The organism is Actinopolymorpha pittospori, assembly GCF_014873875.1.
GTDB lineage: Bacteria > Actinomycetota > Actinomycetes > Propionibacteriales > Actinopolymorphaceae > Actinopolymorpha > Actinopolymorpha pittospori.
The window spans coordinates 9,147,442-9,173,758 of the sequence record NZ_JADBEM010000001.1 but is presented as its reverse complement, the minus strand read 5'-3'; the positions used below and the strand labels follow the sequence as shown (position 1 = coordinate 9,173,758).

The window sequence follows — 26,317 nt, the reverse complement described above, 5'->3', positions numbered from 1 at the left end:
TGCGGCCTCTACAGCTGTAGTGTGCAGCTCGTCGGGGCGACTCTACATTTGTAGAGAGGGAGCGGTGATGGCACGACGCAGAGCGGTGGTGGTGGGCGCGGGTGTCGGCGGACTTGCGGCGGCAGGTGCCCTGGTGAGGGACGGTTGGTCGGTCACCCTGCTCGAGCACGGTGCCGAGGTCCGCGCGACGGGCTCGGCCCTCGCGCTGTGGCCGAACGCCCTGCGTGCGCTGGAGGCGCTGGATCCGAACCTCGGCGTGCACCTGCGCGCCCGGGACGCGATGCGCGGCATGGTCGGGCTCCGCACGTCGGACGGACGCTGGCTCACCCGCGTGACAGCCGGGTCCGAGAGTGCCGGCGCAGGATCGGGTGGGGGACTCACCGCGAGCCCACTGATGGTGACCCGGGCAGCGCTGCACGAGGCGTTGCGGGCGCTGGTGCCGGCCGAGTCGCTGCGCGTCGGGCGTACGGTGACGGCGGTCGACCAGCGCGGTGTCGAAGCGGTCGTCCACGCGCACGGCGACGCGGGCCCCGAGGAGTACCCCGCGGACCTGGTGGTCGCCGCGGACGGCGTTCGCAGCGCCCTCCGCCCGGCCGTCGACCCACGCCCTGCCGTCCGTTCGGCCGGTTACGTCACCTGGCGTGGACTCATCTCGCCGGACCTGGCCCCCGCGCTCGAGTCGGGGAGTGAGACGTGGGGACGCGGTCAGCGTTTCGGGTTCCTCCAACTCGGTAGCGGCGGCATCTACTGGTACGCCACGCTCGCCCACGCCGATCCCCGGTACCGTCCGGAGGAGTTCGACGCGGCCCGTCGGCGGGACCGGCTGGTCGAGCTGTTCGCGAGCTGGCACGACCCGGTGGGCCGCGTTCTCGCGGCGACGCCGCCGGAGCGGATCATCCGCAACGACGTCGAGTTGCTCTGGCCCCTCCCGCGTACCTTCGTCGCCGGCCGACTCGCGCTGCTGGGCGACGCCGCCCACGCGATGACGCCCGACCTCGGGCAGGGCGCCTGCCTCGCCCTGGAGGACGCGGTCGAGCTCGCGACCGTGCTCCGCGCGGCCGCGGTCGCCGACGTACCCGCGGGGCTGCCGAGGTACGACCGGCTCCGCCGGGCCCGTACGACAGGTCTGGCCCGCCAGGCCCGCCTGCTCGGGCGAATCGGGCAGTTGCGGCATCCCTGGGTGGCCGCCGTACGAGACCGGCTGATCTCGGTCGTCCCGGCGAACGGCGCGGCGAGGAGCCTCACCGCCGCCACGGACTGGCAGCCCACGGCGACCACCAGCGCGCGCTGACCCGACCGGCGTCCGCTCGTGTCGTGCCGATGACCGACGCGACCTCACCGTGACCCGGCCGGACATGTGCGGCCTCTTTAACCGCCTGTCCGTCGCAGGCGTCCCGAGGTGAAACAGCCGGTTCCTAGCGTCCCCACGGAGAAGCAGATTTCGACTGTGGGAGGACGCCGTGACCAGCGCGAAGGCCGTGACGAAGACTGCCGGTCCTGACCATCCAGACCACGTTCGCCAACCCGGCCAGCTTCGGCAACCCGGCCAGCCGGACCAACCGGGCGACCCGGGCAATCCGCGTTCGACCGGCCGCTGGATCGAGGACTGGCACCCCGAGGACGAGTCGTTCTGGAGGCGAACGGGTCGGCGGATCGCGACCAGGAACCTGATCTTCTCGATCCTCGCCGAGCACCTCGCCTTCTCGGTGTGGCTGCTGTGGAGTGTGGTGGTCGTGAGCCTGCCGGCGGTGGGGTTCGCGTTCTCGGTCGACCAGCTGTTCTGGCTGGTCGCGGTGCCGAGCCTGGTCGGGTCGGTGCTGCGGGTGCCGTACACGTTCGCCGTACCGAGGTTCGGCGGACGGAACTGGACCGTCGCCAGCGCCCTGCTGCTGGTCGTCCCGACCGGCCTGCTCGCGTTCGCGGTGAGCGACCCGGGAACGCCGTACTGGTTCTTCGTCCTGGTCGCGGCCACGGCCGGCCTCGGCGGCGGCAACTTCGCCTCCTCGATGACCAACATGTCCTTCTTCTATCCCGAACGCAGCAAGGGGATCGGCCTCGGTCTCAACGCGGCCGGCGGGAACCTCGGCACCAGCAGCGTGCAGTTCCTCGTGCCCATCGTGATCAACGCCGGGGCCGGCACCACCCTCGCCTTCGCCGGCCTGATGTGGCTTCCGCTGATTCTCGTCTCCGCGGTGTGCGCATGGCTGTTCATGGACAACCTCGCGGTCTCAAGGGCGCCCGTGCAGGGTCAGGTGGGGGCCGCGAAGCGCCCGCACACCTGGGTGATGGCGGTCCTCTACGTCGGGACGTTCGGCTCCTACATCGGCTACTCCGCCGCCTTTCCGCTCCTCGCCACGACGGTGTTCCCCGACTCCGGTGCCACGAGGTACGCCTTCCTCGGCGCGCTGGTCGGTTCGCTGCTGCGGCCAGTCGGTGGTCTGCTCGCCGACCGGTTCGGTGGTGCCCGGGTGACCTTCGTCGTCTTCGTGGTGATGGCGGCCGGTATGGCGCTGTTGCTGGTGGCGGTGGAGTCGGGTTCGCTCGCGCTGTTCGTGACGGCGTTCGGAGTGCTGTTCGCGGCGAGCGGTGTCGGGAACGGCTCGACGTACCGCATGGTCCCGGCGATCTTCCGCCGCCAGGGCGAGCGGGCCGAACGCGCCGGCGTCCCGGACGCCCGTCGGACCAGCCTGACCGAGGCCGGTGCGGCCATCGGCATCATCTCCGCCGTCGGGGCGTTCGGCGGCTTCCTCATCCCGAGGGCGTACGGCGCCTCCCTGTCGGCCACGGGGTCGGTCGCGACCGCAGTGACCGCGTATGGGCTGTTCTACGTGTTCTGCCTCGGTGTGACCTGGTGGTTTTACCTGCGCCGACGGGTCCTCGCCGCTCGTTTGCCGAGTCTTGCTGACGTATCCGTGTGACGTCGGCACCCAAAGTGAGCCGCCGTTAGCAGATCCGAAACCTAGGAGACCCAGACGTGAAACCGTGGGATCGCACGCTCGTCGACATGCCCGGGGTCGCGACGCACTGCCCGTACTGCGCTCTGCAGTGTGGGATGGAACTGCGCCCGGCACCCGCGACGGCCCGACCGGACCAGGTCGAGGTGGCGCCGCGGGCGGCCGGTGGGCGCCGCGCTGCCCTGTGCCAGAAGGGCTGGACGGCGGCTGAGCTGCTGAGCTCTCCGGAACGACTGCGCACGCCGCTGGTTCGGCGCGGCCGTGGCGCCGCGTTGCGTCCCGCCACCTGGGACGAGGCGCTCGGCGTGGTCGCCACCGGAATCGCGCGGGCGCAGGAGGAGTCCGGTCCCGGCGCGGTGGCGGTGCTCGGCGGTGGCGGGCTGACGAACGAGAAGGCGTACGCGCTGGGGAAGTTCGCGCGGACGGTCCTTCGGACACCGAACATCGACTACAACGGCCGCTTCTGCATGTCGTCGGCGGCGGCCGCGGGGAACCGTGCCTTCGGGCTCGACCGCGGCCTGCCGTTCCCGATGGCCGACATCGCCGAGGCCGACACGGTGCTCCTCGTGGGGAGCAACGTCGCAGAGACGATGCCGCCGTTCCTCCGGTTCCTCACCGCCGAACGCCCTGGCGACGGTGGCCTGATCGTGGTCGATCCCCGGCGTACGGAGACCGCGGCGCGGGCCCGCCTGCACCTGCAGCTCACGCCGGGCACCGACCTGGCGTTGGCGCTCGGGCTGCTGCACATCGCGATCGTGGAGGGGTACGTCGACCGGGAGTACGTCGAGTCCCGTACCACCGGGTTCGCCGACGTACGCCCGATCGTGATGACCTACTGGCCCGAGCGCGTCGAACGGCTCACCGGTGTGCCGGTCGCGGACCAGCACGAGGCGGTCCGCCTTCTCGCCCACGCCGGGCGCGCGATGGTGCTGACGGCACGCGGCGCGGAGCAGCACGCGAAGGGCGTCGACACGGTCAGCGCGTTCGTCAACCTCGCCTTGGCGCTCGGCCTGCCGGGAACCCCGGGCTCCGGCTACGGCTGCCTCACCGGACAGGGCAACGGTCAGGGTGGCCGCGAGCACGGGCAGAAGTCGGACCAACTGCCCGGCTACCGCTCCATCGAGGATCCGGCCGCGCGGGCACATGTCGCCTCGGTCTGGGGTGTCGACCCGGACAGCATCCCGGGTCGCGGCCCGAGCGCGACCGAACTCCTCGACGCGCTCGGCCGGCCGGAAGGGCCCCGCGCCCTCCTGGTGTTCGGGACCAACCCGGTCGTCTCGGCGCCGGCGGCGGGCCGGGTCGAGGAACGACTCGCGAGCCTCGACCTCCTCGTCGTCGCCGATCTCGTGCTGTCGGAGACGGCGGCCCTGGCCGACGTCGTACTCCCGAGCGCGCAGTGGGCGGAGGAGGACGGGACGATGACCAATCTCGAAGGGCGGGTCATCCGGAGGCGGCGCCTACGGCCCCCACCCGCACAGGTGCGCACCGACCTGGAGATCCTGGCCGGCCTCGCGCGGGCACTCGGTCACGACGCGGCGATCGACACCGACCCGGAGCGGGTCTTCGACGAACTCGGCCGGGCCAGCGCCGGCGGTGTCGCCGACTACGCCGGGATCAGCTACGACCGCATCGACACCGAGGACGGCCTCTTCTGGCCCTGCCCGGACGCGGACCATCCGGGCACGCCGCGGATGTTCCTCGACGGCTTCGCGACACCGGACCGGCGGGCGCGTTTCGTTCCGGTCGACCATCGGCCCGCGGTCGAGGACATCGACGCGGCCTACCCCGTCTACCTCACGACCGGTCGGGTGCGGGCGCAGTACCAAAGCGGTGCCCAGACCCGGCGGGTACCCACCCTCGCCGCCGCGGCGCCACGCGCGTTCGTCGAACTCCATCCCGCCCTGGCCGAACGGCACGGTATCGAGGACGGCGACGACGTTCGGGTGGTGAGCCGGCGGGGCTCGGCGGTCGCGCCCGCGCGGCTGACGGACTCGATCCGGGTCGACACGGTGTTCATGCCGTTCCACTGGCCAGGTGCCGGCCGCGCCAACACTCTCACCAACCCGGCCCTGGACCCGACGTCGCGGATGCCGGAGTTCAAGGTGTGCGCCGTACGCCTGGAGCTGGTCGCATGAGCGTCGTCGTGGTGGGCAACGGCATGGCGGGCGCGCGGTTCGCGGCCGACCTGCGCGCACTCGACCCGCAGCGGCCGGTCGTCATCTTCGGCGCGGAACCCACCCGCGCCTACAACCGGATCCTGCTGCCGGAACTGCTGGCCGGACGGGTCGAGGAGGACGACCTCTTGCTCCCCGAGGCCTCCGGGGCACTTGACCTGCGTACCGGAGTGGCCGTCACCGAGATCGACCCGGTAAGCCGGACCGTCCGTGCGGACGACGGGAGCCGGACCCGCTACGACGCCCTGGTGCTGGCCACCGGCAGCCGTCCGGTCGTCCCCCCGATCGTCGGCCTCACCCGGGCCGACGGCGAGCTGGTCGAGGGAGCGGCGGTGTTCCGTACCCTCGCCGACAGTCGGCGGATCCTCGCCGCCGCGGACGGTGCCCGCGACGTCGTGGTGCTCGGCGGTGGCCTCCTGGGCCTGGAAGCGGCACGCGGACTCACCGGCCTCGGCCTGTCGGTCCACCTGGTGCACGCGCGGGGGCAGCTGATGGAGCGCCAGCTCGACGGCGACGCGAGCCGCATCCTCACCCGCACCCTCGAAGGGCTCGGCGTACGGGTACGGCTGCACGCGGCGACCGCCGCCGTGGTCGGAGGCGACCGGGTCCGCGGGGTGGTCCTGGCGGACGGCACGGCGATCCCGGCCGACCTGCTGGTGATCGCCTGCGGCGTCCGGCCCGATGTCGAGCTCGCCGTCAAGGCGGGGTTGCGAACGGGCCGTGGTGTGGTGGTGGACGACGGCATGCGTACGTCGGACCCGTCGATCTACGCCATCGGTGACTGCGTCGAGCACCGCGACCGGGTCTACGGCCTGCTCGCCCCGGCGTGGGAACAGGCCCGGGTGGCCGCGGGGCGGATCTGCGGCAGGCCGGCGCGCTACACCGGCTCGCGGCTCGTCACCCGACTGAAGGCACGCGGCGTCGACCTGGCCGCCATGGGCGACCCGCACCCCCATGACGAGGACACCGAGGTGGTCACCTTCGCCGACCCGGCGCGCGAGATCTACCAGAAGGTCCTGATTCGGGAACGGCGGCTGGTCGGGGCGATCCTGCTCGGCGACAACCCCAGCGTCGGCACCCTCACCCAACTGTTCGACCGGGGCGCACCGATACCCACCGACGCTCGGTCGTTGCTGTTCGCACGGCCCGGCGGTGGCGCGGTCGGTGGGGTCGGTGCGGCGGGCTCGGGTGCGGCGGGCGCCGCTGCCGTGCCCGCGGCGAACAGCATGCTCTGCCAGTGCAACGGCGTGACGGCCGGTGCCATCGCGCGCGCCTGGCTCGGCGGCGCCCGCACCGTCGCCGAGGTCACGGCGACCACTCGCGCAAGCACGGGTTGCGGCGGGTGCCGCGACACGATCGAGGGCTTCGTCGGCGCGCTGTCCGCCGAACCCGAACCCGGTTCGGAGCTCAGTTCCGAGCTCGCTTCCGAACCCGATGTCGAGTCCGCAGCCGAGTCCGGTTGCGAGTCCGCGGCCGGGTCCGACGTACGTGAGGAAGAGGGGGTCGCATGAAGCTCGTCGTGATCGGCAACGGCATGGTCGGGCAGCGGTTCGTCGAGGCGCTCCGCGCGCGGGACACCGACGGGCGGTGCGACGTGACGGTTCTGGCGGAGGAAAGCCGCGCCGCCTACGACCGGGTCGGCCTGTCGGCGTACTTCACCGGCACGGCGGCCGAGGACCTCTCCCTCGTACCCGACGGCTTCTACGACGGCGACCCCACGCTCGCCCTGCGCCTCGGCGACCCGGCGGTGTCGATCGACCGGGAGCGCCGGGTCGTCCTCACCAGGTCGGGGGAGCACCCCTACGACGCGCTCGTTCTCGCGACCGGCTCGTCCGCGTTCGTGCCGCCCGTGCCCGGGCACGACCTGCCGGGCTGCTTCGTCTACCGAACCCTCGACGACCTCGAGGCTCTCCGGACCCACTGCGCGGGCAAGCGGGTCGGCGCCGTGGTCGGTGGCGGGCTGCTCGGGCTGGAGGCGGCGAACGCACTCCGCTTGCTGGGGCTGCGCACACACGTGGTGGAGTTCGCGCCCCGGTTGATGCCGATGCAGCTGGACGAGGCCGGCGGCGCCATGTTGCGCCGGCACGTCGAGGCGCTCGGCCTGACCGTGCACACCGGGACGAAGACCGAACGTCTCGAACCCGGCCCGAACGGTGCCGTCGGGCGGATGGTCTTCGCCGGCGATTCTTCCGCGGGAGACGCCACGGATTCTTCCGCCGAAGAACCCTGCGCCGACTCCGGCTCGTTCCCCGGTGTCGAGGTCGACACCGTCGTCTTCGCGGCCGGCGTCCGCCCGCGCGACGAGCTCGCCAGGGCGTGTGACCTGCGGGTGGGACCGCGGGGTGGAGTGGTCGTCGACGAGTCCTGCCGTACGTCGGACGCCGCGATCTACGCGGTCGGCGAGTGCGCCTGCGTGGAGGGCAGGGTCTACGGGCTCGTCGCGCCCGGCTACGCCATGGCCGACGTCGTCGCGCGGCACCTCACGGGTGGTGACGCGACCCCCGCGACGTTCGTCTCCGGTGACACCTCGACGAAGCTGAAGCTGCTCGGCGTCGACGTGGCGAGCTTCGGCGACACCACCGGCGAACTCGATGTCGTCTACTCCGACCCGGCGCACGGCATCTACGCCAAGCTGGCCCTGACCGACGACGCCCAGACGCTGCTGGGCGGCATTCTCGTCGGAGACGCTTCGGCATACGCCACACTGCGGGCGAGCGTCGGCGGCCCCTTGCCGGGCAAGCTCGCCGACTTCCTCGGCTCGGGTGAGATCCAGGGAGACCTTCCGGGGACCGCGCAGGTGTGCTCGTGCCACGCGGTCACCAAGGACGACATCCTCACCGCGGTCGGCGACGGGTGTGCCGACGTGTCCGCGCTCAAGAGTTGCACCCGGGCCGGCACCGGCTGCGGTTCCTGCGTACCGCTGCTCAAGACGCTGCTCGCGCAGGCAGGCGTCGAGCAGTCCAAGGCGTTGTGCGAGCACTTCGCGTACTCCCGGCAGGAGCTGTTCGACCTGATCCGGGTGCGGGAGCTGCGGACGTTCTCCTCGATCGTGGCCGAGCTTGGTACCGGCCGCGGCTGCGACCTGTGCAAGCCCACGATCGCGTCGATCCTCGCGAGCCTCGGGAACGGTCACATCCTCGACGGTGAGCAGGCCGCGCTGCAGGACACCAACGACCACTTCCTCGCGAACCTGCAGCGCAACGGCACCTACTCCGTCGTACCCCGCATCCCCGGCGGGGAGATCACACCCGACAAGCTCATCGTGATCGGCGAGGTCGCTCGCGACTTCGGCCTCTACACCAAGATCACCGGGGCGCAGCGCATCGACCTGCTGGGTGCCCGGGTGGAGCAGTTGCCGCAGATCTGGCGGCGCCTCGTCGACGCGGGCATGGAGTCCGGCCACGCGTACGGCAAGGCGGTCCGGACCGTGAAGTCGTGCGTGGGCACGACCTGGTGCCGGTACGGCGTCCAGGACTCCGTCGGCCTCGCGATCGAGCTCGAACTCCGTTACCGCGGCCTGCGTTCCCCGCACAAGATCAAGGCAGCGGTCTCCGGCTGCGCCCGCGAATGCGCGGAGGCGCGCGGCAAGGACGTCGGCGTGATCGCCACGGAGAACGGCTGGAACCTCTTCGTGGGTGGGAACGGCGGCTTCCGGCCCCGCCACGCAGATCTGTTCGCGACCGACCTCGACACCGAGACGCTGGTGCGGACGATCGACCGGTTCCTCATGTTCTACATCCGTACGGCGGACCGGCTGCAGCGGACGTCGGCCTGGATCGAGGGGCTGGACGGCGGACTCGACTACCTGCGTTCGGTGATCGTCGACGACTCGCTCGGTCTCTGCGCCGACCTCGACGCCGCCATGAGCCGGCACGCGGCGACCTACGCGGACGAGTGGCGCGCGACTCTCGAGGACCCCGAGAAGCTGCGCCGCTTCGTGTCGTTCGTCAACGCACCGGGTACGCCGGACCCCTCGATCGAGTTCGTCACCCAGCGCGGCCAGTCGGTCCCCGCTGGGGCACCTGTCCTCGTCGCCGGACCGACCCTGGCGACCCGAGCGCAACAGGAGGTTCACGGATGACCGCGACTCTGGACCGCATCTGGGTGTCGGTGTGCGCCTACGACGACCTGGTTCCCGAACGCGCCGTCGCTGCGTTGGTGGGCGAGACGCAGGTGGCTCTCGTCCGCACCTACGACGGTCAGCTGTACGCGGTGGGCAACCACGACCCGTTCTCCGGCGCGTACGTGATGTCGCGCGGGATCGTCGGGACGTCCGCTGGCATGCCCACCCTCGCCTCGCCGATGTTCAAGCAGGTCTTCGATCTGCGGTCCGGCGTGTGCCTGACCGACGAGGGTGTCCGGATCCCGACCTACCCGGTCGCGTGCCGCGAGGGCGTCGTATCGATCGGCGTGCGGGAACACCTGTGAGTCTCACCCAGCCGGTCCGACCGCCGATGGCGGAGGAGAGGGAAGGCCGTCCGCTCACCGGGTTCACGGTCGGGGTGACGGCCGCGCGGCGGCGCGAGGAACTGGTCGCGCTGCTGGAACGCCGCGGCGCACGCGTCGTGGAGGCACCGGCCATCCGGATCGTGCCGCTCTCCGATGACCGGGCCCTCCAGCAGGCCACCCGCTCCTGCCTGTCCGAAGGCATCGACATCGCGGTCGCGACGACAGGGATCGGCTTCCGCGGGTGGCTGGAGGCGGCCGAGAGCGCGGGGCTCGCGGACGGGCTGCTCTCGACGCTTGCCGATACCCGGTTGATCGCCCGGGGGCCGAAGGCGCGGGGCGCGATCCGGGCGGCGGGGCTCACCGAGGCCTGGGCGCCCGACTCTGAGTGCTCGAGTGAGGTCCTCGACCACCTGCTCGCGACCGGGGTCCGTGGGAAGAAGGTCGCGGTCCAACTCCACGGTGAGCCGTTGCCGGACTTCGTGGCGGCGCTCCGCCAGGCCGGAGCCGAGGTGTTCGAGGTGCCGGTCTACCGCTGGGTGCTCCCGGAGGACATCAGCCCGCTGGTCCGGTTGGTCGAGCTGATCAGGCTGCGCTACGTCGACGCGGTCACCTTCACCAGCGCCCCCGCCGCGGCGGCCCTGCTCGAGGTCGCCGGATCGGGCCGGGAGTCCATGCTGGCGGCCTTCCGCGAGGACGTCCTCGCCGCCTGTGTGGGCCCGGTCGCCGCGGGCCCGTTGGACCGGTACGGCGTGGCAACCCTGCAGCCGTCCCGATCCCGGCTCGGTGGTCTGGTCCGCGCGCTGTCGGAGCGGCTCCCCGAGCACCGGACCCGCATGGTCGAGGTCGCCGGCCACCAGTTGGAGATCCGGGGACACGCGGTGATCGTCGACGGGACGATGCGCACGCTCGCTCCGGCGCCCATGACGCTGTTGCGCGCCCTGTCGGATCGTCCCGGTCGCGTGGTCTCCCGGGCGGACCTGCTCCGGTCGCTGCCCCGCAGCGCGGACGGGCACGCCGTCGAGATGGCCATCGCGCGCCTGCGCGCCCGCCTCGGCGACTCCCGCATCATCCGAACGGTCACGAAGCGGGGGTATCGCCTGGCCGTCGAACCCGCCGCCACCCAACCGGTCGCACCCTGACCCCAGCCGGGGCCGGGCGTGCGCTGCCCGATTCCACGGTCGTAACGTGCGGTCCATGACCGTGGGCCGTTCCCTCGTCCTCTTCGTTCTCGCCGCACTCGCCGAGATCGGTGGCGCCTGGCTCGTGTGGCAGGGCGTCCGGGAGCACCGAGGCCTGCTCTGGATCGCCGGCGGCGTCGTCGCGCTCGGCGCGTACGGGTTCGTCGCGACGCTCCAACCGGACGCGCACTTCGGGCGGATCCTCGCGGCCTACGGCGGCGTGTTCGTCGCGGGATCTCTCCTCTGGGGGGTCGTGGCCGATGGCTTCCGCCCCGACCGTTGGGACCTTCTCGGCGCCGCGGTGTGCCTGGTCGGCGTCGGGGTGATCATGTACGCGCCGCGTCGGTGAGACGCCCGGCCATCAGGTCGACGTAGGCAGCGGCGTCCGGGCGATCACGGCGGCGGCCAGGAGTTGGGCGTGCGCCGGCCGTCCCGGATCGAGGTTCGTCAGCGTGGCGACGCGGCTCAGCCGGTAGTCCAGGGTGTTGGGGTGGACGTGGAGGGTCGCGGCGGCCTGCCGCCGGTTGTGTCCGCTGCGTTGGTAGGCGAGCAGCGTCTCCAGCAGGTGCGGATGTCCGTCCAGCCGGTCGAGCAACCTCGCCAACTTGTCGCGACCCGCGCCAGGCCGGGTCAGCTGGTACTCTAGCAGGACGTCGGAGAGCTGGTACGCGCCGGGCGGTCGGCCCAGTCCGAGCGCGAGCCAGGCGACGTCGCGTGCCTGGGTGACCGCGGCCGGAATGGCATGGAGCCCGATCGCATCGGCCGCGCCGAGCATCACCGGCGTTCCGACGACGGAGGCCAGCCGCTCGGCGAGAGAGTCGAGCCCGGCGCGCGGCTCCGGCAGGGCGTCGGCCGAAACCGGCACCAGAGCCGTGCCGAGGCGTACGTCCGCCGCACACAACACCGGCGTACCGGCGTACCGGTCGAACTCCTCCTGCACCCCACGGGACTGTCGCAGCAGGCCGATGGTTCGACCGGCGGGACCGGACGCGTCGGCCCCACCGAGGGCGAGTACGACGACGAGGTAGGAGGACGCGAGTCGCAGGCCAGCCCGTTCGGCATACGCGGCGGCGGGTCGACCGGCCAGGAGCGCCGCCAGCAGGGCCCGCCGCGCCTCGTGCTCGGCGCTGTGGATGGTCTCCTGCGCCTCGACGTACGCCGTGGAGACGCAGGAGGTGACGACCTGGACGTACCGCAGCAGGTGGCCGGCCCACCGCGCGACGTCGACCTGGTCGGTGGGGGACAACCTGGCGACGATCTCCTCCCAGGCCAGTCGAAGGCCCACGTGGTGCATCGTCAGGGTGTCCGCCAGCGCGATGCGTTCCTGAGCGCGGCGAGCGGCGGCGTCCATGACGGAGGACAACTCGAGGAACGTCGGCATCCGCTCCTCGGCGAGCATCCGGAGATAGAGCCGGAGGTCGTCCTCGACCAGGCCGCTGATCTTGTCGAGTTCGTGTTCGGCGAGTTCACGCGGCAGAACGGTGCCGGCCGGAACCTCCGCGACGAGCCGTTCGAGAGTGCGCCGCGCGAGGACCGGAACGAGGGAGGTCAACCGGTCGAAAAGCGCGGCATCCATGATCGTGATTGTTATCCGTCACAAAGGGATGGTGCAAATCCGGCGATCCATGGGTAAGAGCGGGTTACCTTCTGCATACTGATCACGGTTGCGCGTGCAACCCACTGTTGACCGGCCGGGCGGACGACGGTGGATGCGCAGCTGTAGTCGGAAGTACATCAGTGACCGAAAAGCAATGAGCAGTGGCGGCGGAGGGGTCGGAACGCGTGAACGCGCAAGGCGTCCAGGCGAACGCGACCCGTCGCGCAGGGGATATGGGTATCCGCGGCCCGCGCCAGGGGAGACCACGAGATGACAAAGGTCGCACTCGCCGACCGGATCCGGACCACGATCGAGATCCGCAGCGGCTTCCAGACGATCGAGCCAGGCACTGAAGGACACGTCTTCGACACACACGCGACCCCGGACCGCTCCTACCTCATCGACCTCGGTGAGGGCAGCGTTCCGCGCTACACAGTGCTCTTCCCGGGGGAGTTCGAGGTTGTCGGCCGAGGAACGCAAGACGGCCCAGGAGCCGCTCCGCCGGACCTCTTCGCACCTCGTCTCACCGCACCCGAACTCATCAGGCCCGGCGTCGGCGCCAGCATCGGCGAGCCCGGCATCGGCGAGTCTGGCGACGGGGAGCATGAGCGGGGCGAGGACGAGCGCGGCGACACCGAGCGCCGCGGATCCCAGCGCAGCAGGACCGAGCGCAGCGGATCTGGGCGCAGCGGATCTGGACGTGGCGGGTCCGGGCGCGGCGAAGCTGAGCGCACCGCGTCCGCACGCTCGGAGTCGGATCCGGGCGCGTCCTCCGCGTCCGCGCGGATCGCTCCCGAGCGGGCAGCGGCGGAGCCGGTGACGTCCGGCGCGAGCTGAGCACTCCCTCACGCGGAGCGGTTGTCGTTCTTCCGCGGGAGAGTCCGTGCACCGTCGCCGAACTCTCCCGCGCAGGGATGCGCGAGAGTTCTTCGGCGCTCGGGTGATTCCACCCGCCGGAAAGAACGCTCCCTGACGCTCGGCCGCTCCTCCGCTGTCGGACGGGCGCTGTCGGTGGCCGCACCTACGCTCGAACGTATGAGCGATTTCAGCGACGGCGGTGAGCCCGCCCGGCCAGCACCCGGCACACCCAGTCCTGCCCTGGGCGCCCGTCCGGGTCCTCCGGAGCCTGATCGAGGTCAGGTTCGCGACGCCGCTCCCGGCCCTGAGGTGGCGACGTCGTTGGAGTCGTTGGAGTCGCGGATCTGCGCGGGTGCGGCGCGGATCGCGGCGACAACCTCCCAGTGGCTGCGGCTCCTGGTCGAGTTCGACCGGCGTGAGGGCTGGCGTGCGTCGGGTTGCAGGTCGAGCGCCCAGTGGTTGTCGTGGCGCTGTGGCATGAGTCTGGCCGCGGCGTACGAGCACCTGCGCGTCGGCCGTGCCCTGGAAGGACTGCCAAGGATCGCCGTGGAGTTCGCGGCCGGTCGACTGTCCTACTCCAAGGTTCGCGCCCTCACCCGCATCGCCGCGGCCGGTGAACAGGCGGGGGAGGCTGACCCTGGTTCCTCAGGCATCCGGGCAGTCCCGTCATCCCCAGCGTCGGAAGGTGCTTCCGCTGGATCGGACGATGCGTCACCTGTCGATCCCGCGACAGCCTCGGGAGCAGGCCCCGCCCCTACCGCCGACCAGCGGGAGGAAGAGGAGTTGCTCGTTCTGGCCAGGAGTTCGACCGCCGCCCAGTTGGACCGGATCGCGCACGGGTGTCGCGCGGCCCGCTCGCTGCAGGCCGCCCAACACCGAGCGATGCGGCGCGAGTTGCGGTGGTGGTATGCCGACGATGGTTCGCTGGTGATCCGGGGCCGGATGGCACCCGAAGAGGGCAGGGTGGTCGTCGCGGCCCTGGAGGCGGCCATGGACACCTTGCTGAAGTCCACCGCCGCGGGTGACGACAGCGCACCCGACGATGAGCGTGGCGGCGACGACAGCGCTCTCGATCAGCCTGCCGGCGACGGTGACGGCATCGACAACGACGACATCGACGACATCGACAACGACGACAGCACGGATTCTTCCGCGGAAGGTTCGACCGGCCCGGACCAGGCCCGCGCGGAGGGCAGACTGCCTGGAGGTCGCCGTGCCAGCCACGAAACCCGCTGCTCGTCGGCTGCCGCCCTACGGCTACACCCAGGGCGGCGGGCCGCACTCGCCGCTGACGCACTCGCGCTCATGGCCGAGACGCAACTCGCGCACACACCCGGCTTCGTGAACGGCGGTGACAAGTACCGCGTGATCGTTCACGTCGACGCCGCATCACTCGCGGCCACAGCGGACCCACCCGAGGCCGGGGACTCGCGACTGTCGCCAGCCGACCGGCCGGGCCCATGCGGTCTCGACGACGGGCCGCCGCTCCACCCGCAGACAGCGCGACGGCTGGCCTGTGAGACAGCCGTGGTCGGACTGCTCCGGGATGCCTCCGGGGAGATTCTCGACGTTGGCGACGCGACGAGGTTCCCGTTGGCGGCGACCGCCCGTGCGGTGCGGATCCGCGACGGCGGCGCCTGCACCGCACCGGGTTGTAGCACCCGGCACGGCCTGCAGATTCACCACGCGAAGCACTGGGCGCACGGTGGAGAGTCCCGCCTACGCAATCTCGTCCTCCTGTGCAGGTTCCACCACTGGCTCATGCACGAGGGCGGGTTCACCGTGACTCCGGCAGCCACCGGAGGGTTCCGGTTCTTCGGACCGGATGGTTCTCCGGTCCCGAGGTCGCCCGCGTTGCCCGGTGACCGCGACAGCCAGGACGACCGGGACAGCCAGGACGACCAGGACGACGAAGGCGACCGGAGCGATCGGAACGCTGGCCACTCGGCCGAACATGATCGCCTGGCTCGCGCGGATCAGTCGTTCGGGCCCGATGTACTCACGCCACCGTGGTGGAACGGCGACCCACTCGACCTCGACTACGCCGTCGGCGTCATCCTCGACGCGCAGGACCACCGTCGAATGCGGCCCGCGGCATGACGTGCCGGAAGAAGGTGGGGCTCTCCGTCGGCACGGGCACACGCGACGATCAGGCGACCTACGCGCCGGCTTTCGCTGCGGGTAGGTCACCTGATCGTCAACGGCGTGCTGCCTGGCTTACGCCGGTGCGGAACTACTTGCGGCGGGGCAGCGGGAGCGGGTCCATGCTCTGGTCGTTCGCCGTCAGGTCGATGCCGAGGTCGGCGGCGAACACCATGTGGGTCTCGATATCGACGTCGTCGTCCTGCTCGGTGAGGTTGAAGACCCGCGCGCCACGCAGCCGGTTCCGTTCGGCGCCGCTGAGGCCGTAGGTGCCGAAGCCGGTGTTGCCCGCGTAGCCGAGCATGACGCCGTAGTAGTTGCCCACGTAGGTGTTGACGTGGTCGTGGCCGCAGAAGACGCCCCTGACGTCGCCGCGGTCGAGGATGGCCGAGAACATGCCGCTGTTGAACGGGCCGGGGCACTCGTCCTCGTTGCGCTCGCCGACGATGCTGTGCTTGGCGACGGCGCGCTCGTGGTCGGCGGCGGTGCGGCTGTCGACGCTGGCGAACCACATGAAGCGGTACTCCCAGAGCGGGATGTGGATGAACATCAGAGCCGGCACCTTCTGGCCGGCCTGCTTCTCGACGAGCTTGGAGGTCTCGGTGTACCAGTGCACCTGGTTCATCCGCAGCCAGTCCCAGGTCGGGTAGCCCTCGAAGTCCTGCCCGGCGATGGCCTCCGGGGCGTACCGGCCGCTGTCCAGCAGGAACAGGTTGAAGCTCGGCCGCTGGCCGCGGGCGCCACGGATCAGCAGGTTCATGTTGCCGCTGCCGGTGACGCCGCGCGGGCTCGGCTGGTTCAGGTTGTACCGGTACGAACGGTAGAAGGCGAGCATGTCCTCCTCGTCCATCCCGGTGTCGGGCGTGGAGTCCTCGTCGTGGTTGCCGTAGGCGACGACCCACGGAATCCCGCGCTCCTCCATCGGCTGGACGACGTTGTTCATCGCCTGCTTCATCTCGGTGGCGTTCGCGCAGCCACCGGTGATGTTGTCGCCGTTGTGGACGACGACGTCGGGCTGCTCGGCGTCGAGCACCTTCTCCATGAGCTCGATCGTGCGCCGGTCGATCCGCTCGTCGTCCTGGGTGTCGTTGAACTGGACGATCTTGAACGTGCCGTCGGACTTGAACCGCAGCGGCCGGTCGTTGTTGGAGGCACTGGCCGGTGCCGCGCCGGCGAGCGCTCCGGTGGCGCCGAGCGCGAGGGCGGCGGTGCCCAGGCCGCCCATCCGGACGAAGTCGCGCCGGTCCCAGCCGGCGCTGTGCTCGGTGTCCTGGCCCGTCGACTGCTGGTCGTGCTCGGTCATCGCGGGTCGTCTCCTCTTATGCGGGGAGGGGTGGTGCCGGGGACCCTAGCGAGCGGCGGGCGCCAGCAACCGTCGCCGCGATGATGCGTGGATGAAGCGCACCCGAACCGCTTGTCGGTTGCGCATGTGCTTCGCCGAGTACGAAGGTGTCGATGCGACCCGGAGCCTCCGAATCAGCGTCACACGCAGCGCGGTGTCGAGGCGCGTCTTCGGAGGCTGAGGGCGTGCGGGCTCACACGCCGTCCGGGAAGGGGACCGCTGGAGCGGTGGGTCAGCCGTCGGACGTCACGATGCCGACCGGGCAGACCACACCGGTGCCCTGGAGGCCGCAGTAACCGTTCGGGTTCTTCTGGTCGGAGAGGTACTGCTCTTAGTAGTGCGCTATTTGCGTAGTCTTAGGACGTGACGAGCCCACTCGGACGAGTTGGTCTATATGCGCGCCTATCCGTAACTACGGAGGAGTCCATCTCGATCGAGCGCCAGCTCGACGCCGGTCGAAAGTACGCCGCCGCTCGCGGCTGGACGGTCGTCGCCGAAGCCGTGGACGACGGCGTGAGCGCCACGAAGAACCGGCCCGAGGATCGCCCTGGATGGCGGAGCCTGCTCGACACGAGCGAGAGCTACGACGCCGTGATCGTGTGGAAGGTCGACCGGCTCGCACGGCGCGTCCTCGACTTCCTACACGCCGACGAGACGCTCCGAGCCCGTGGCGCCGGCCTCGTCGCAGTTGAGGATCCAATCGACTTGACGACTCCCTCCGGCCGAGCGTTCGCGACGATGCTCGCGGTGTTCGGCGAGATGGAAGCCGCCGCGATCTCTGCGCGCGTGAAGGCCGCCCGCCGTGCGATCATCTCGACCGGCCGCCGTGCCGGAGGGCGCCCGCCGTTCGGCTTCATCAACGTCCCGAACCCTGACGGTCCCGGGATGGTCCTCGCGCACGACCAGGACCGGATCGGCTACGTCCGCGAGATGGTCGTCCGTGCGTTCGCCCGAGAGAGTCTCTACGGGCTCGCGCGGTGGCTGGAGACGTCCGGCGTCGAGCCGCGCTCACGTAGCGGCCGGAGGGACTCCGCGAGGTGGCATGAGGCATCGGTGGAGGCGATTCTCCGGGCTCCGGCGCTTGCGGGCATGACGACATACACACCGGGTCGCAAGCCTGGCGAGAAGAGCCGAGCGGACGTCCTACGGGACGTGGACGGACTCCCCGTCGTCGACGAGTCGACAGCGATCATCACACCGGCAGAGCGCCGCGAGTTGCTCGCGATTCTCGACGCCGCGAAGCTCCCGGGAACGCGTCAGCGAGCGGGAGCCGAGCCCGCGCTCCTGTACGGGCTCGCGCGGTGCGGATCCTGCGGAGGGTTGATGTATCGCGCGACAGCGGCTCAGGGCGCAGCCCGTCAGTACCGGTGCCAGCAGCGTGGGTGTCCCGCGCCCGTGAGCGTCAACCGTGGCCATCTGGAGGCGTACGTCGTCTCCGAATTCCTCGCGACCATCGGCCGCCTCCAGGTCGTCGAGCTGGAGCCGGTCGAGGCCGAGGATCCGGCTCCCGCGCTCGTCGATATCGAGCACGCGATCTCCGAGACGCTCGCCAGCATGGCCGAGGACGGAGCCGACGTCGCCGCGCTCACCGATCGGCTCGCGACGCTGAAGTCCGCACGCTCGAAGGCTCGCGAGGCCGAGACCGCGGCGCCCGAGGTACGCACTCGTCGGACGGGGGAGACCTTCGCGGAGGCGTGGTCGAAGACGGAGGGCGTCGAAGCTCGCCGGGGACTCCTGCTGTCCGCGCTCGAAGCCGTCGACGTCGCACCCAGCCCGGTCCGCGGGCGCTACCCAGTTGGAAAGCGAGCCTCTCTCCGCTGGAGCACTGAGAACCTCTGAAACGCGAAAGGCCCCTTCCCGGTGAAGGAAGCTCTAGAGATGATGCACGCGCCGGGTAACGGGTCGTCGAGCGGCAACGGGTCGTCGAGCGGCAACGGCACGCCGAACGGCGGTCTTGGCCGCTCCTCCCTCATGGCGGACGGGATCACGACCGAGCTCTCGATCGCCGACCCCGTGAACGGCCTCTCCACGCTCGACCGGGACGACAGGGTTTAAGGGCGATGTGGCTCTTGGGCGCGGCCGTCGCGGTCGTAGCGGTCGCCGTCGTCGCGCTGGCAGTGCGGCTCCAGCACGACCGTGAGAACGACCTTCGCCTCGCGATGCTCGCGGCTGAGATCCATGCATTCCGACGCGTCGCCCGGCGGCGCGTGTAAACCCACCGCAGACGAGCGCCCGTCCTTCCCGCTAGCAGGGGAGGGCGGGCGCTCTTGCGTTCAGAGGTGGTCGGTTGCACGCCGTAATCTGTCCTCCGAGGGGGAGGGGAAGAGGACCGCGCTGTGCCCAGGACGTATGAGCGCAACGAACACTTCAAGCTAGGTCCTGACGAGGACGTCTGGCCCCCGTTCAGCCACCTGGAGGCGGTCGGCACGAAGGAGCTCCGAAGTTGGGGCGGGGTGACCCCTGGGTGCTCACCATCGGTGGCGGCGTGGCGGCGACGCTGATCGCGGCGGCGATTCTCGCGGTGTTTACAAGCGTCTTCTGAGTCTGACGTGATCGCGCATATGAAGAACCCCGCCCGGACTCCCGGACGGGGGTCTTTCGTTTGGAGTCGCTTCCCTGCCCAGTGTTCGTCGACTCCTGATCCAGGTTAGAACAGACGTTCGAGCAGTGTCTCGCGATCGCTCAGGCGTGGCTCGCGCCGATCGGGCAGGCGACGCCGGTCCCCTGGAGACCGCAATAGCCATCTACGTTCTTTGCTAGGTACTGCTGGTGGTAGTCCTCGGCGTAGTAGAAGTCCCCGAGCGGGGCGATCTCCGTCGTGATCTGGTGGTAGCCCGCCTTGCCGAGCTGCTCGCCGTACTCACGCTTCGTCGCCTCGGCGGCTTCGCGCTGCGTCTCGGAGGTGTAGTAGATCGACGAGCGGTACTGCGTGCCGACGTCGTTGCCCTGCCGGTAGCCCTGGGTCGGGTCATGAGCCTCCCAGAAGATCTTCAGCAGGTCGGCGTACGACGCCTTCGCGGGATCGAACACGATCCGGACGACCTCGGCGTGCCCGGTCTGGCCGGAACAGACTTCCTCGTACGTCGGGTTGGGGGTGTAGCCACCGGCGTAACCCACCGCGGTCGACCACACGCCAGGCGTCTGCCAGAAGAGACGCTCCGCACCCCAGAAGCAGCCAAGTCCGAACACCGCGACCTCGAACCCTTCAGGTACCGGGCCCTCGAGCGGGGTGCCGAACTCCGTGTGGGTCGGCGACAGGCTGAACAGCCGCTCGGGTCGTCCGGGGAGCGCGCCATCGGGGCTCGGCATCTCGGATTTGTTGCGGAACAGGTACATACAGCCCACCCTTTCCTCGCCAACGTCACTGCACTCAACGTCGCATGGCGTACCGGGAATTCCGTCCGACGACCCGCGGCGCCGCTCAGGTCACCACGGGTGTGGAGTCGTCCGCTGCCGGCCCGATCCGTCGGGATGCCGACGACCTGGGGGAGAGGCCGTGCGGGCCGTCCCGGGTGAGGGTCGCGTAGGCGTCGGCAATGCGCGTGACGGCGGTGCGCAGGTCCGCCTCCGGCAGGGTGAACGGCAGCCGCACGTACCGCTCGAAGGCCCCGTCGACGCCGAACTTCGGCCCGCTGGCGAGCCGGACGCCGAGTTGAGCGGCCAGGACGGCGAGGTCGCTGGAGACGGGCGCGTCCAACTCACACCACAGGCTCAGGCCGCCGCGTGGGACGGCGAAGCGCCACTGCGGGAGGTGTGTCCTCAGGGCGTCGACCAGCGCGGCGCGCCGCGAGCGCAGGACCGTTCGGCGTTCGGTCAGGATCGAGTCCTGCTTCACCAGGAGCTCCGCCGCCGTCAGCTGGCTCAGGACGGACGTGCCGAGATCCGTCGCCGCCCGGACGCTGAGCAGTCGGGCGACCAGCGGCAGGGGCGCGCGCAGCCAGCCGATGCCGAGTCCGCCCCAGAACGACTTGCTGGTGCTGCCGATGTGGAGAACCGCCTCCTGCGGAGTGCCCACGCCGAGCGGGCTGGGCAGTGCGCCGGATGAGCCGTCGGGGGCGCCGCCCGGCTCGAGGCCGGGATCGAGGTCGAGGTCGAGCAGGGTCTCGTCGACCACGGTGAGGGTCCGGGCACGGCTGACGGCACGGGCGGTCCGGCCGCGCTCCCTCTCGTCCATGAGCAGGCCGGTGGGGTTGTGGAAGTCGGGGATGAGGTAGGCGAGCCGTGGCGCGGACTGGCGCATCGCGGCCTCGAGCATCACGAGATCCCAGCCGTCGCGGGCGAGCGGAACGGGGACGGTACGAGCGCCCGTCTGCCGGATCGCCTCCAAGGCGTTCGGGTACGTCGGGTGTTCGACGAGCACCCGGTCACCGGGACTCACGAACGTCCGGAGCACCAGCGCGAACGCCTGGAGCGCCCCACTGGTGACCAGGATCTGGTCGGGTGAGGTCGGCAGCCCGCGCTCGGTGTGGCGGCGGGCGACCAGGTCGCGCAGCGCCGGGACGCCGCGGGCGGTGTAGCCGTGACCACCGAGGTAGGCCGGGAGTGCCTCGCTGGCGGCGGCGACCGCCTCGGCCATCCCCGGTGGCGCGGTGAGAGCCGCCGCGCCGAGGTCGAGCAGGTGCGACTCGTTCTCGGCGGAGGGGGTGATGACGCCGGTCGATCGCGCTCCGGCGCTGGGCGGCACCGCGGTGCGACTCGGGGCTCCCCGTCGGCTGGTGAGGAAGCTGATCTCGCGTAGGACGCCGTACGCCGAGGTCACCGTGGTGCGGCTCGTCCCGAGGGCCAGGGCGAGCTCGCGCTCGCTGGGCAGTCGGGTACCGGGCGGAAGTCGGCCGTCCAGGACGAGGACGCGGATCCGGTCGGCGAGGGCGCGGTACGACGGTGACGGATGGCGGGCCTGCCGCCACGGGCCCAGGAGCCCGGCGAGGTGGCCAGCTGAGGCCATGCGGTCCGCCATGAGGGCCACTGTCACACAACTGGCCCTGTATTTCCAGGCCAGTTTGCCTCAGGATCGTCCGCGTGCCCGTCGACCAACCTGCTGATCAACCTTCCGACCATCCATCCGACCATCTCGCCGATCAACCTGGTGGCCAACCCTCCGGCCCACCTGCTGATCCACCTTCCGGCCAACCGCTTGCGGCGCTTCGTACCGGCCGCCTCCGCCGACGCCTGCCACAGCTGTACCTCGGACTCGTCCTCTACGGCGTCTCGCTGGCGTTGATGATCAGGGCGGACCTCGGCCTGGATCCGTGGGACGTGTTCCACCAGGGCGTGGTGTCCCGTACGCCGTTTTCCTTCGGCACCATCGTGATCATCGTCAGCATCGTCGTCCTGCTGGCCTGGATCCCGCTCCGCCAGTGGCCCGGCCTCGGCACGGTCAGCAACGCCCTGCTCGTCGGCGTCGTGGTCGACCTCGCCCTCGCCGTGCTGTCGGTGCCCGGGTCGCTCGTCCTCCGGTTCGTCTTCATGATCGGCGCCATCGTGCTCAACGCGGTGGCGACGGCCGCCTACATTGGCGCCCAGCTCGGACCGGGGCCGCGGGACGGGTTGATGACGGGACTGGTCCGGCGTACCGGACGATCGGTACGGCTCGTCCGCACCACGATCGAGGTCACCGTCCTCGCCGTCGGCTGGCTCCTCGGCGGGCAGGTCGGGATCGGGACGGTGATGTACGCGCTCGGCATCGGACCCCTCGTCCACGTCCTGTTGCCGCGACTCACCGTGCGTACCGAGCCTGGTACCCGCCGCCGGGCCCCGGTCCGGATAGCCTCGGGGCCATGAGTGAGCAGCACCCAGGCTTCGAGACGCTGGCCATTCACGCAGGTCAGGACGCCGACCCGAACAACGGAGCGGTGATCACCCCGATCTACGCGACCAGCACCTACCTCCAGGACGGCGTAGGCAGTCCACGGCAGGGATACGAGTACTCCCGCACCAGGAACCCCACCCGGTCCGCGTTGGAGAAGTGCCTCGCCGCCCTCGAACACGGTGCCCGCGGGCTCGCGTTCGCGAGTGGCATGGCCGCCGAGGACACGCTGCTGCGCACGCTCTGCAAGCCAGGCGATCACGTCGTCATCCCCGACGACGCCTACGGCGGCACCTACCGGCTGTTCTCCAAGGTCGCCGAGCCGTGGGGTGTGGCGCACACCGCCGTGCACCTGCCGAACGTCGACGCCGTCCGGGCCGCCGTACGCAGTCGGCCGACCGCGGTGGTCTGGGTGGAGACGCCCACCAATCCGCTGCTCGCCGTCGCGGACATCCCGGCGCTCGCCGAGGTCGCGCACGAGTCCGGCGCGCTGCTCGTCGTGGACAGCACCTTCGCCTCGCCGTACCTCCAGCAGCCGCTCACCCTCGGCGCGGACGTGGTGGTCCACTCCACGACGAAGTACTGCGGCGGCCACTCCGACGTCGTCGGCGGCGCGCTGGTGACGGCGGACGCGGGTCTCGGCGAGCGGCTCGCGTTCCATCAGAACGCGATGGGCGCGGTGGCCGGCCCGTTCGACGCCTGGCTGGTGCTGCGCGGGCTGAAGACGCTCGCCGTACGCATGGAACGCCACTGCGACAACGCCGAGCGGGTCGCCGCGTTCCTGCAGGCGCACCCGAAGGTCGGCCAGGTCCTCTACCCCGGGCTGCCCGACCACCCGGGCCATGAGGTCGCGACCAAGCAGATGCGGCGGTACGGCGGGATCGTGTCGTGCCGGCTGCGCGGCGGCGCGGCGGCGGCGATCGAGGTCTGTGAACGCACCCGCCTCTTCGCGCTGGCCGAGTCACTCGGCGGCATCGAGTCGCTCATCGAGCACCCGGGGCGGATGACGCACGCGAGCGCGGCGGGCTCGCCGCTGGAGGTGCCGGACGACCTGGTACGGCTCTCGGTCGGGATCGAGACCATCGACGACCTGCTCGACGACCTCGGGCGGGCGCTCGGCTAGGACGCTCGTCCAGGAAGCTCGGATCGGTACCTACGCTGGCCCGATGAACATCGACCAGCTCACCGAGCGCGCGATGCGCGTCCATGCCCTCTACGACGAGCTCAACCACCGGGTTCGCGGCCGGACCTGGAACCGCGAGGAGTTCATGCTCGGGTTCGTCGGCGACGTCGGCGATCTTGCCAAGCTGGTCATGGCGCAGGAGGGCGCGCGGGAGATGCCGGGTGGCCGGGAGGCGCTCGGGCACGAACTCGCCGACTGCCTGTGGTCGGTTCTGGTGCTGGCGCGGTTGTACGACGTGGACCTGGACGCGGAGTTCCGGCGTATGGTCGACGAACTCGAGGTCGGCATCTCCGCGCAGTTGGACACATGACCAGGACGCCGATCCTGTGTGTGGACTTCGGTTCGACGTTCACCAAGGCGGCCCTGGTCGACGCGGCGACGGGAGCGCTGATCGCGACCGGCAGCCATCCGACGACCATCGGCACCGACCTGATGGAGGCGCTCGACGCGCTGCGCGCCGGGCTGGCGCGAGAGACGGGCGATCATCGGGCCTGGCCGGTCCGGGCGTGCTCGAGCGCCGGGGGTGGCCTGCGGGTCGCCGTCGTCGGCAACGAGGAGTTGGTGACGAGTGAGGCCGGTGAGCGGGTGGCGACCTCCTCCGGCGGCAGGGTCGTCCACGTCGCGTCCGGGACGCTCGACGCCGCCGCGGTAGCGGCGTTGACGGCGAGCGAGCCGGACCTCGTGCTCCTGGTCGGCGGTACCGACGGCGGCAACACCCGGGTGCTCCGGTCGAACGCGCACACCCTCGCCGAGGCGGATCTGCGACTGCCGGTCGTGGTCGCGGGGAACCTGGCCTGCCGGGACGAGGTCGCGGAGATCCTCACCGCCGGGGCTGGGGCTGGGGCTGGGGCTGGGGCTGGGGCTGGGGCCGGGACGGGTGCCGTGACCGTCACCGACAATGTGTTGCCCGAGATCGGTGTCGTCCGCCCCGAACCCGCACGCGCGGCGATCCGCGAGATGTTCGTCCGGCACGTGATCGGTGGGAAGCAGCTGTCCCGGCGGACGGAGTTCGCGGAGATCGTGCGCGGCGCGACCCCGGATCTCGTGCTCCGCGGCGTCGAGGTGCTGGCGCGTGCCTCGGCGGCCGACTCGGGTGCGCCCGTCGGCGTGGTCGTGGTGGACGTCGGCGGCGCCACCACCGACGTCCACTCGGTCCTCGAGCCCGACCCCGAGGGCGGCGTCCTGCGACGCGAGGTCGTGGCCACGCTCCCGGTCAGCCGTACGGTCGAGGGCGACCTCGGGCTCCGCTGGAACGCGCGGGGGATCGTCCACGCCGCTGTCAAGGAGAACCTGCTGTCGGTCGAGGAGCGGGAGTCGCTGGGCGCGGAGGCCAAGCGGCGCAACGCCGATCCGGCATTCGTGGCGACCACGCAGGGCGACCTTGACGTCGACGAACGACTGACCGCGCTCGCCGTCAAGCTCGCCTTGCGGAGGCACGCGGGCCGCACCCACCTGGTCACCGGTTCCTCCGGCCCGCGGATCGAGCGGAAGGGCAGGGACCTGCGCGGGGTGCGGCTGCTGGTCGGGTCGGGTGGTCTGCTGCGGCACGGAGGTGTCGAGCTCACGGCTCGGGTGCTCCGCGCCGGGCTGGCCGGCGAGGCGGGGAACGGTCGGCTGGTTCCGGAACGGCCGCTCCTGCGGGTGGACGCGGCGTACGTCCTCGCGGCGGTGGGGCTGCTCGCCGACGACCATCCGGTCGCCGCCGCCACTCTGGCGTCCCGTGTCCTCGACACGGTATGACTGGCGGCATGACTTCTCTCGCAGGAAGCGCTGCCGATGCGGGCCTGCGCATCGGTATCAAACTCGCGCCCCAACACACCACCATCGACGAACTGCGCGGCGTGTGGCGGCTGGCCGACGAGGCCGGCTTCGACAGCTGCTGGAACTTCGACCACTTCGCGTCGATCGGCAGTGACGACCCGAGCGGTGACGTGTTCGAGGGCTGGACACTGCTCGCGGCGATGGCCGAGGGAACCAAGCGGATCCGCATCGGCTGCATGGTGACCGGTGTGACCTACCGGCACCCCGCCGTACTCGCGAAGATGGCGGTCACCGTCGACCACCTGTCCGGCGGGCGGCTGGAGTTCGGCATCGGCGCGGCCTGGGCCGAGGTCGAGCACACCATGCTCGACATCGACCTCGGCAGTGTTCGGGCGCGCCTGGACCGCTTCGAGGAGGCGTGCCAGGTGATCCGGTCGCTGTGGACCGAGCCGACGACGACGTTCCACGGCGAGTACTACCACCTGACCGACGCGCTCGCGAACCCCAAGCCGGTCCAGCAGCCCGGCCCGCCGCTGTGGATCGGCGGCAGCGGGCGTAAGCGCACGCTGCGGATCACGGCGAAGTACGCCGACGCCTGGAACGCCGCCGGCGGTTCGGTGGAGGAGATGGCCGACCTCTGCGGTGTGCTGGACCAGCACTGCGCCGACGTCGGACGCGACCCGGCCGAGATCCGGCGTACCGTCCAGATCCGGGTCGGCGACGAGCTGGACACGCTGGTCAAGTCAGCGGAGGAGTACGCCGGCATCGGCATCGGCGAAGTGATCTACGTCGTCCGCGGCGACGACGCGGTGAGCCAGGTGGAGAAGGTCGCCGGGCTGCTGCCGCGGCTGCGCTCGATCGGTTGAGTTCGCC

General features: G+C 71.0%; 22 protein-coding genes. 18 read left to right on the top strand and 4 right to left on the bottom strand.

All coding sequences use genetic code 11. From position 1 onward, the window contains the following. The first annotated feature begins 67 nt into the window (after nt 1-67). The 8 genes from HEB94_RS42375 to HEB94_RS42340 all read left to right on the top strand — a co-directional run bounded on the left by HEB94_RS42375 (nt 68) and on the right by HEB94_RS42340 (nt 11,104). Nucleotides 68-1,291, top strand: a complete 1,224-nt coding sequence (locus HEB94_RS42375; protein WP_192755059.1) for an FAD-dependent monooxygenase — start codon at nt 68-70, stop codon at nt 1,289-1,291. 169 nt (nt 1,292-1,460) lie between these two features. After that, nucleotides 1,461-2,918 (top strand): MFS transporter, encoded by a 1,458-nt coding sequence (locus HEB94_RS42370; protein ID WP_337918351.1) that lies wholly within the window; start codon nt 1,461-1,463, stop codon nt 2,916-2,918. Nucleotides 2,919-2,974: 56 nt separating this feature from the next. Then, complete coding sequence (locus tag HEB94_RS42365; RefSeq protein WP_337918350.1) at nt 2,975-5,089, top strand: molybdopterin oxidoreductase family protein; 2,115 nt, start codon at nt 2,975-2,977, stop codon at nt 5,087-5,089. Further along, nucleotides 5,086-6,639, top strand: a complete 1,554-nt coding sequence (locus HEB94_RS42360; RefSeq protein WP_192755058.1) for an FAD-dependent oxidoreductase — start codon at nt 5,086-5,088, stop codon at nt 6,637-6,639. The genes HEB94_RS42365 and HEB94_RS42360 overlap by 4 nt, the downstream gene beginning before the upstream one ends. Next, a complete protein-coding gene (nirB, locus tag HEB94_RS42355; RefSeq protein WP_192755057.1) occupies nt 6,636-9,209 on the top strand; it encodes a nitrite reductase large subunit NirB in 2,574 nt (857 codons plus the stop codon). Before HEB94_RS42360 ends, nirB begins: the two co-directional genes overlap by 4 nt. Next, nucleotides 9,206-9,556 (top strand): nitrite reductase small subunit NirD, encoded by a 351-nt coding sequence (gene nirD, locus HEB94_RS42350; RefSeq protein WP_192755056.1) that lies wholly within the window; start codon nt 9,206-9,208, stop codon nt 9,554-9,556. Before nirB ends, nirD begins: the two co-directional genes overlap by 4 nt. Further along, nucleotides 9,553-10,716, top strand: a complete 1,164-nt coding sequence (locus HEB94_RS42345) for a uroporphyrinogen-III synthase (protein WP_337918347.1) — start codon at nt 9,553-9,555, stop codon at nt 10,714-10,716. The genes nirD and HEB94_RS42345 overlap by 4 nt, the downstream gene beginning before the upstream one ends. Before the next feature lie 55 nt (nt 10,717-10,771). Further along, nucleotides 10,772-11,104, top strand: a complete 333-nt coding sequence (locus HEB94_RS42340; protein WP_192755055.1) for a YnfA family protein — start codon at nt 10,772-10,774, stop codon at nt 11,102-11,104. A 12-nt stretch (nt 11,105-11,116) separates the two neighbouring features. On the opposite strand, the gene HEB94_RS42335 is transcribed toward HEB94_RS42340, so the two are convergent. Beyond that, a complete protein-coding gene (locus HEB94_RS42335; protein ID WP_192755054.1) occupies nt 11,117-12,331 on the bottom strand; it encodes a PucR family transcriptional regulator in 1,215 nt (404 codons plus the stop codon). Between the two features lie 291 nt (nt 12,332-12,622). On the opposite strand from HEB94_RS42335, the gene HEB94_RS42330 reads away from it, so the two are divergent. Further along, complete coding sequence (locus HEB94_RS42330; RefSeq protein WP_192755053.1) at nt 12,623-13,189, top strand: hypothetical protein; 567 nt, start codon at nt 12,623-12,625, stop codon at nt 13,187-13,189. 198 nt (nt 13,190-13,387) lie between these two features. Then, a complete protein-coding gene (locus tag HEB94_RS42325; protein ID WP_192755052.1) occupies nt 13,388-15,310 on the top strand; it encodes an HNH endonuclease signature motif containing protein in 1,923 nt (640 codons plus the stop codon). Nucleotides 15,311-15,443: 133 nt separating this feature from the next. Here HEB94_RS42325 and HEB94_RS42320 read toward each other — a convergent pair whose 3' ends face one another. Then, nucleotides 15,444-16,655: a metallophosphoesterase family protein gene (locus HEB94_RS42320; protein WP_192755051.1), complete on the bottom strand. Its 1,212-nt coding sequence runs from the start codon at nt 16,653-16,655 to the stop codon at nt 15,444-15,446. Nucleotides 16,656-17,057: 402 nt separating this feature from the next. On the opposite strand from HEB94_RS42320, the gene HEB94_RS53970 reads away from it, so the two are divergent. From HEB94_RS53970 to HEB94_RS42305, 3 genes are read left to right on the top strand one after another with little or no spacing between them, the layout of a single operon-like run. After that, complete coding sequence (locus HEB94_RS53970) at nt 17,058-18,533, top strand: recombinase family protein (RefSeq protein WP_192755050.1); 1,476 nt, start codon at nt 17,058-17,060, stop codon at nt 18,531-18,533. A gap of 39 nt (nt 18,534-18,572) precedes the next feature. Beyond that, a complete protein-coding gene (locus HEB94_RS42310; RefSeq protein WP_192755049.1) occupies nt 18,573-18,749 on the top strand; it encodes a hypothetical protein in 177 nt (58 codons plus the stop codon). A 5-nt stretch (nt 18,750-18,754) separates the two neighbouring features. After that, nucleotides 18,755-18,907: a hypothetical protein gene (locus HEB94_RS42305; RefSeq protein WP_192755048.1), complete on the top strand. Its 153-nt coding sequence runs from the start codon at nt 18,755-18,757 to the stop codon at nt 18,905-18,907. Nucleotides 18,908-19,376: 469 nt separating this feature from the next. On the opposite strand, the gene msrA is transcribed toward HEB94_RS42305, so the two are convergent. Continuing rightward, nucleotides 19,377-20,003, bottom strand: a complete 627-nt coding sequence (gene msrA, locus HEB94_RS42300) for a peptide-methionine (S)-S-oxide reductase MsrA (protein WP_238361767.1) — start codon at nt 20,001-20,003, stop codon at nt 19,377-19,379. A gap of 112 nt (nt 20,004-20,115) precedes the next feature. After that, complete coding sequence (yczR, locus tag HEB94_RS42295) at nt 20,116-21,651, bottom strand: MocR-like transcription factor YczR (RefSeq protein WP_192755046.1); 1,536 nt, start codon at nt 21,649-21,651, stop codon at nt 20,116-20,118. 62 nt (nt 21,652-21,713) lie between these two features. On the opposite strand from yczR, the gene yczE reads away from it, so the two are divergent. The 5 genes from yczE to HEB94_RS42270 are packed head-to-tail and all read left to right on the top strand — an operon-like array spanning nt 21,714 to nt 26,310. Then, on the top strand, nt 21,714-22,475 hold the full coding sequence (gene yczE, locus HEB94_RS42290) for a membrane protein YczE (protein ID WP_238361766.1): 762 nt from the start codon (nt 21,714-21,716) through the stop codon (nt 22,473-22,475). Continuing rightward, entirely contained in the window at nt 22,472-23,623 is a 1,152-nt protein-coding gene (locus tag HEB94_RS42285; protein WP_192755045.1) for a cystathionine gamma-synthase, read from the top strand. The genes yczE and HEB94_RS42285 overlap by 4 nt, the downstream gene beginning before the upstream one ends. A 43-nt stretch (nt 23,624-23,666) precedes the next feature. Then, nucleotides 23,667-23,993, top strand: coding sequence for a nucleoside triphosphate pyrophosphohydrolase family protein (locus HEB94_RS42280; protein ID WP_192755044.1), 327 nt, complete (start codon nt 23,667-23,669; stop codon nt 23,991-23,993). After that, complete coding sequence (locus HEB94_RS42275) at nt 23,990-25,423, top strand: glutamate mutase L (RefSeq protein ID WP_192755043.1); 1,434 nt, start codon at nt 23,990-23,992, stop codon at nt 25,421-25,423. The genes HEB94_RS42280 and HEB94_RS42275 overlap by 4 nt, the downstream gene beginning before the upstream one ends. Before the next feature lie 8 nt (nt 25,424-25,431). Then, nucleotides 25,432-26,310, top strand: a complete 879-nt coding sequence (locus tag HEB94_RS42270; RefSeq protein WP_192755042.1) for an LLM class F420-dependent oxidoreductase — start codon at nt 25,432-25,434, stop codon at nt 26,308-26,310. Nucleotides 26,311-26,317: the final 7 nt, after the last annotated feature.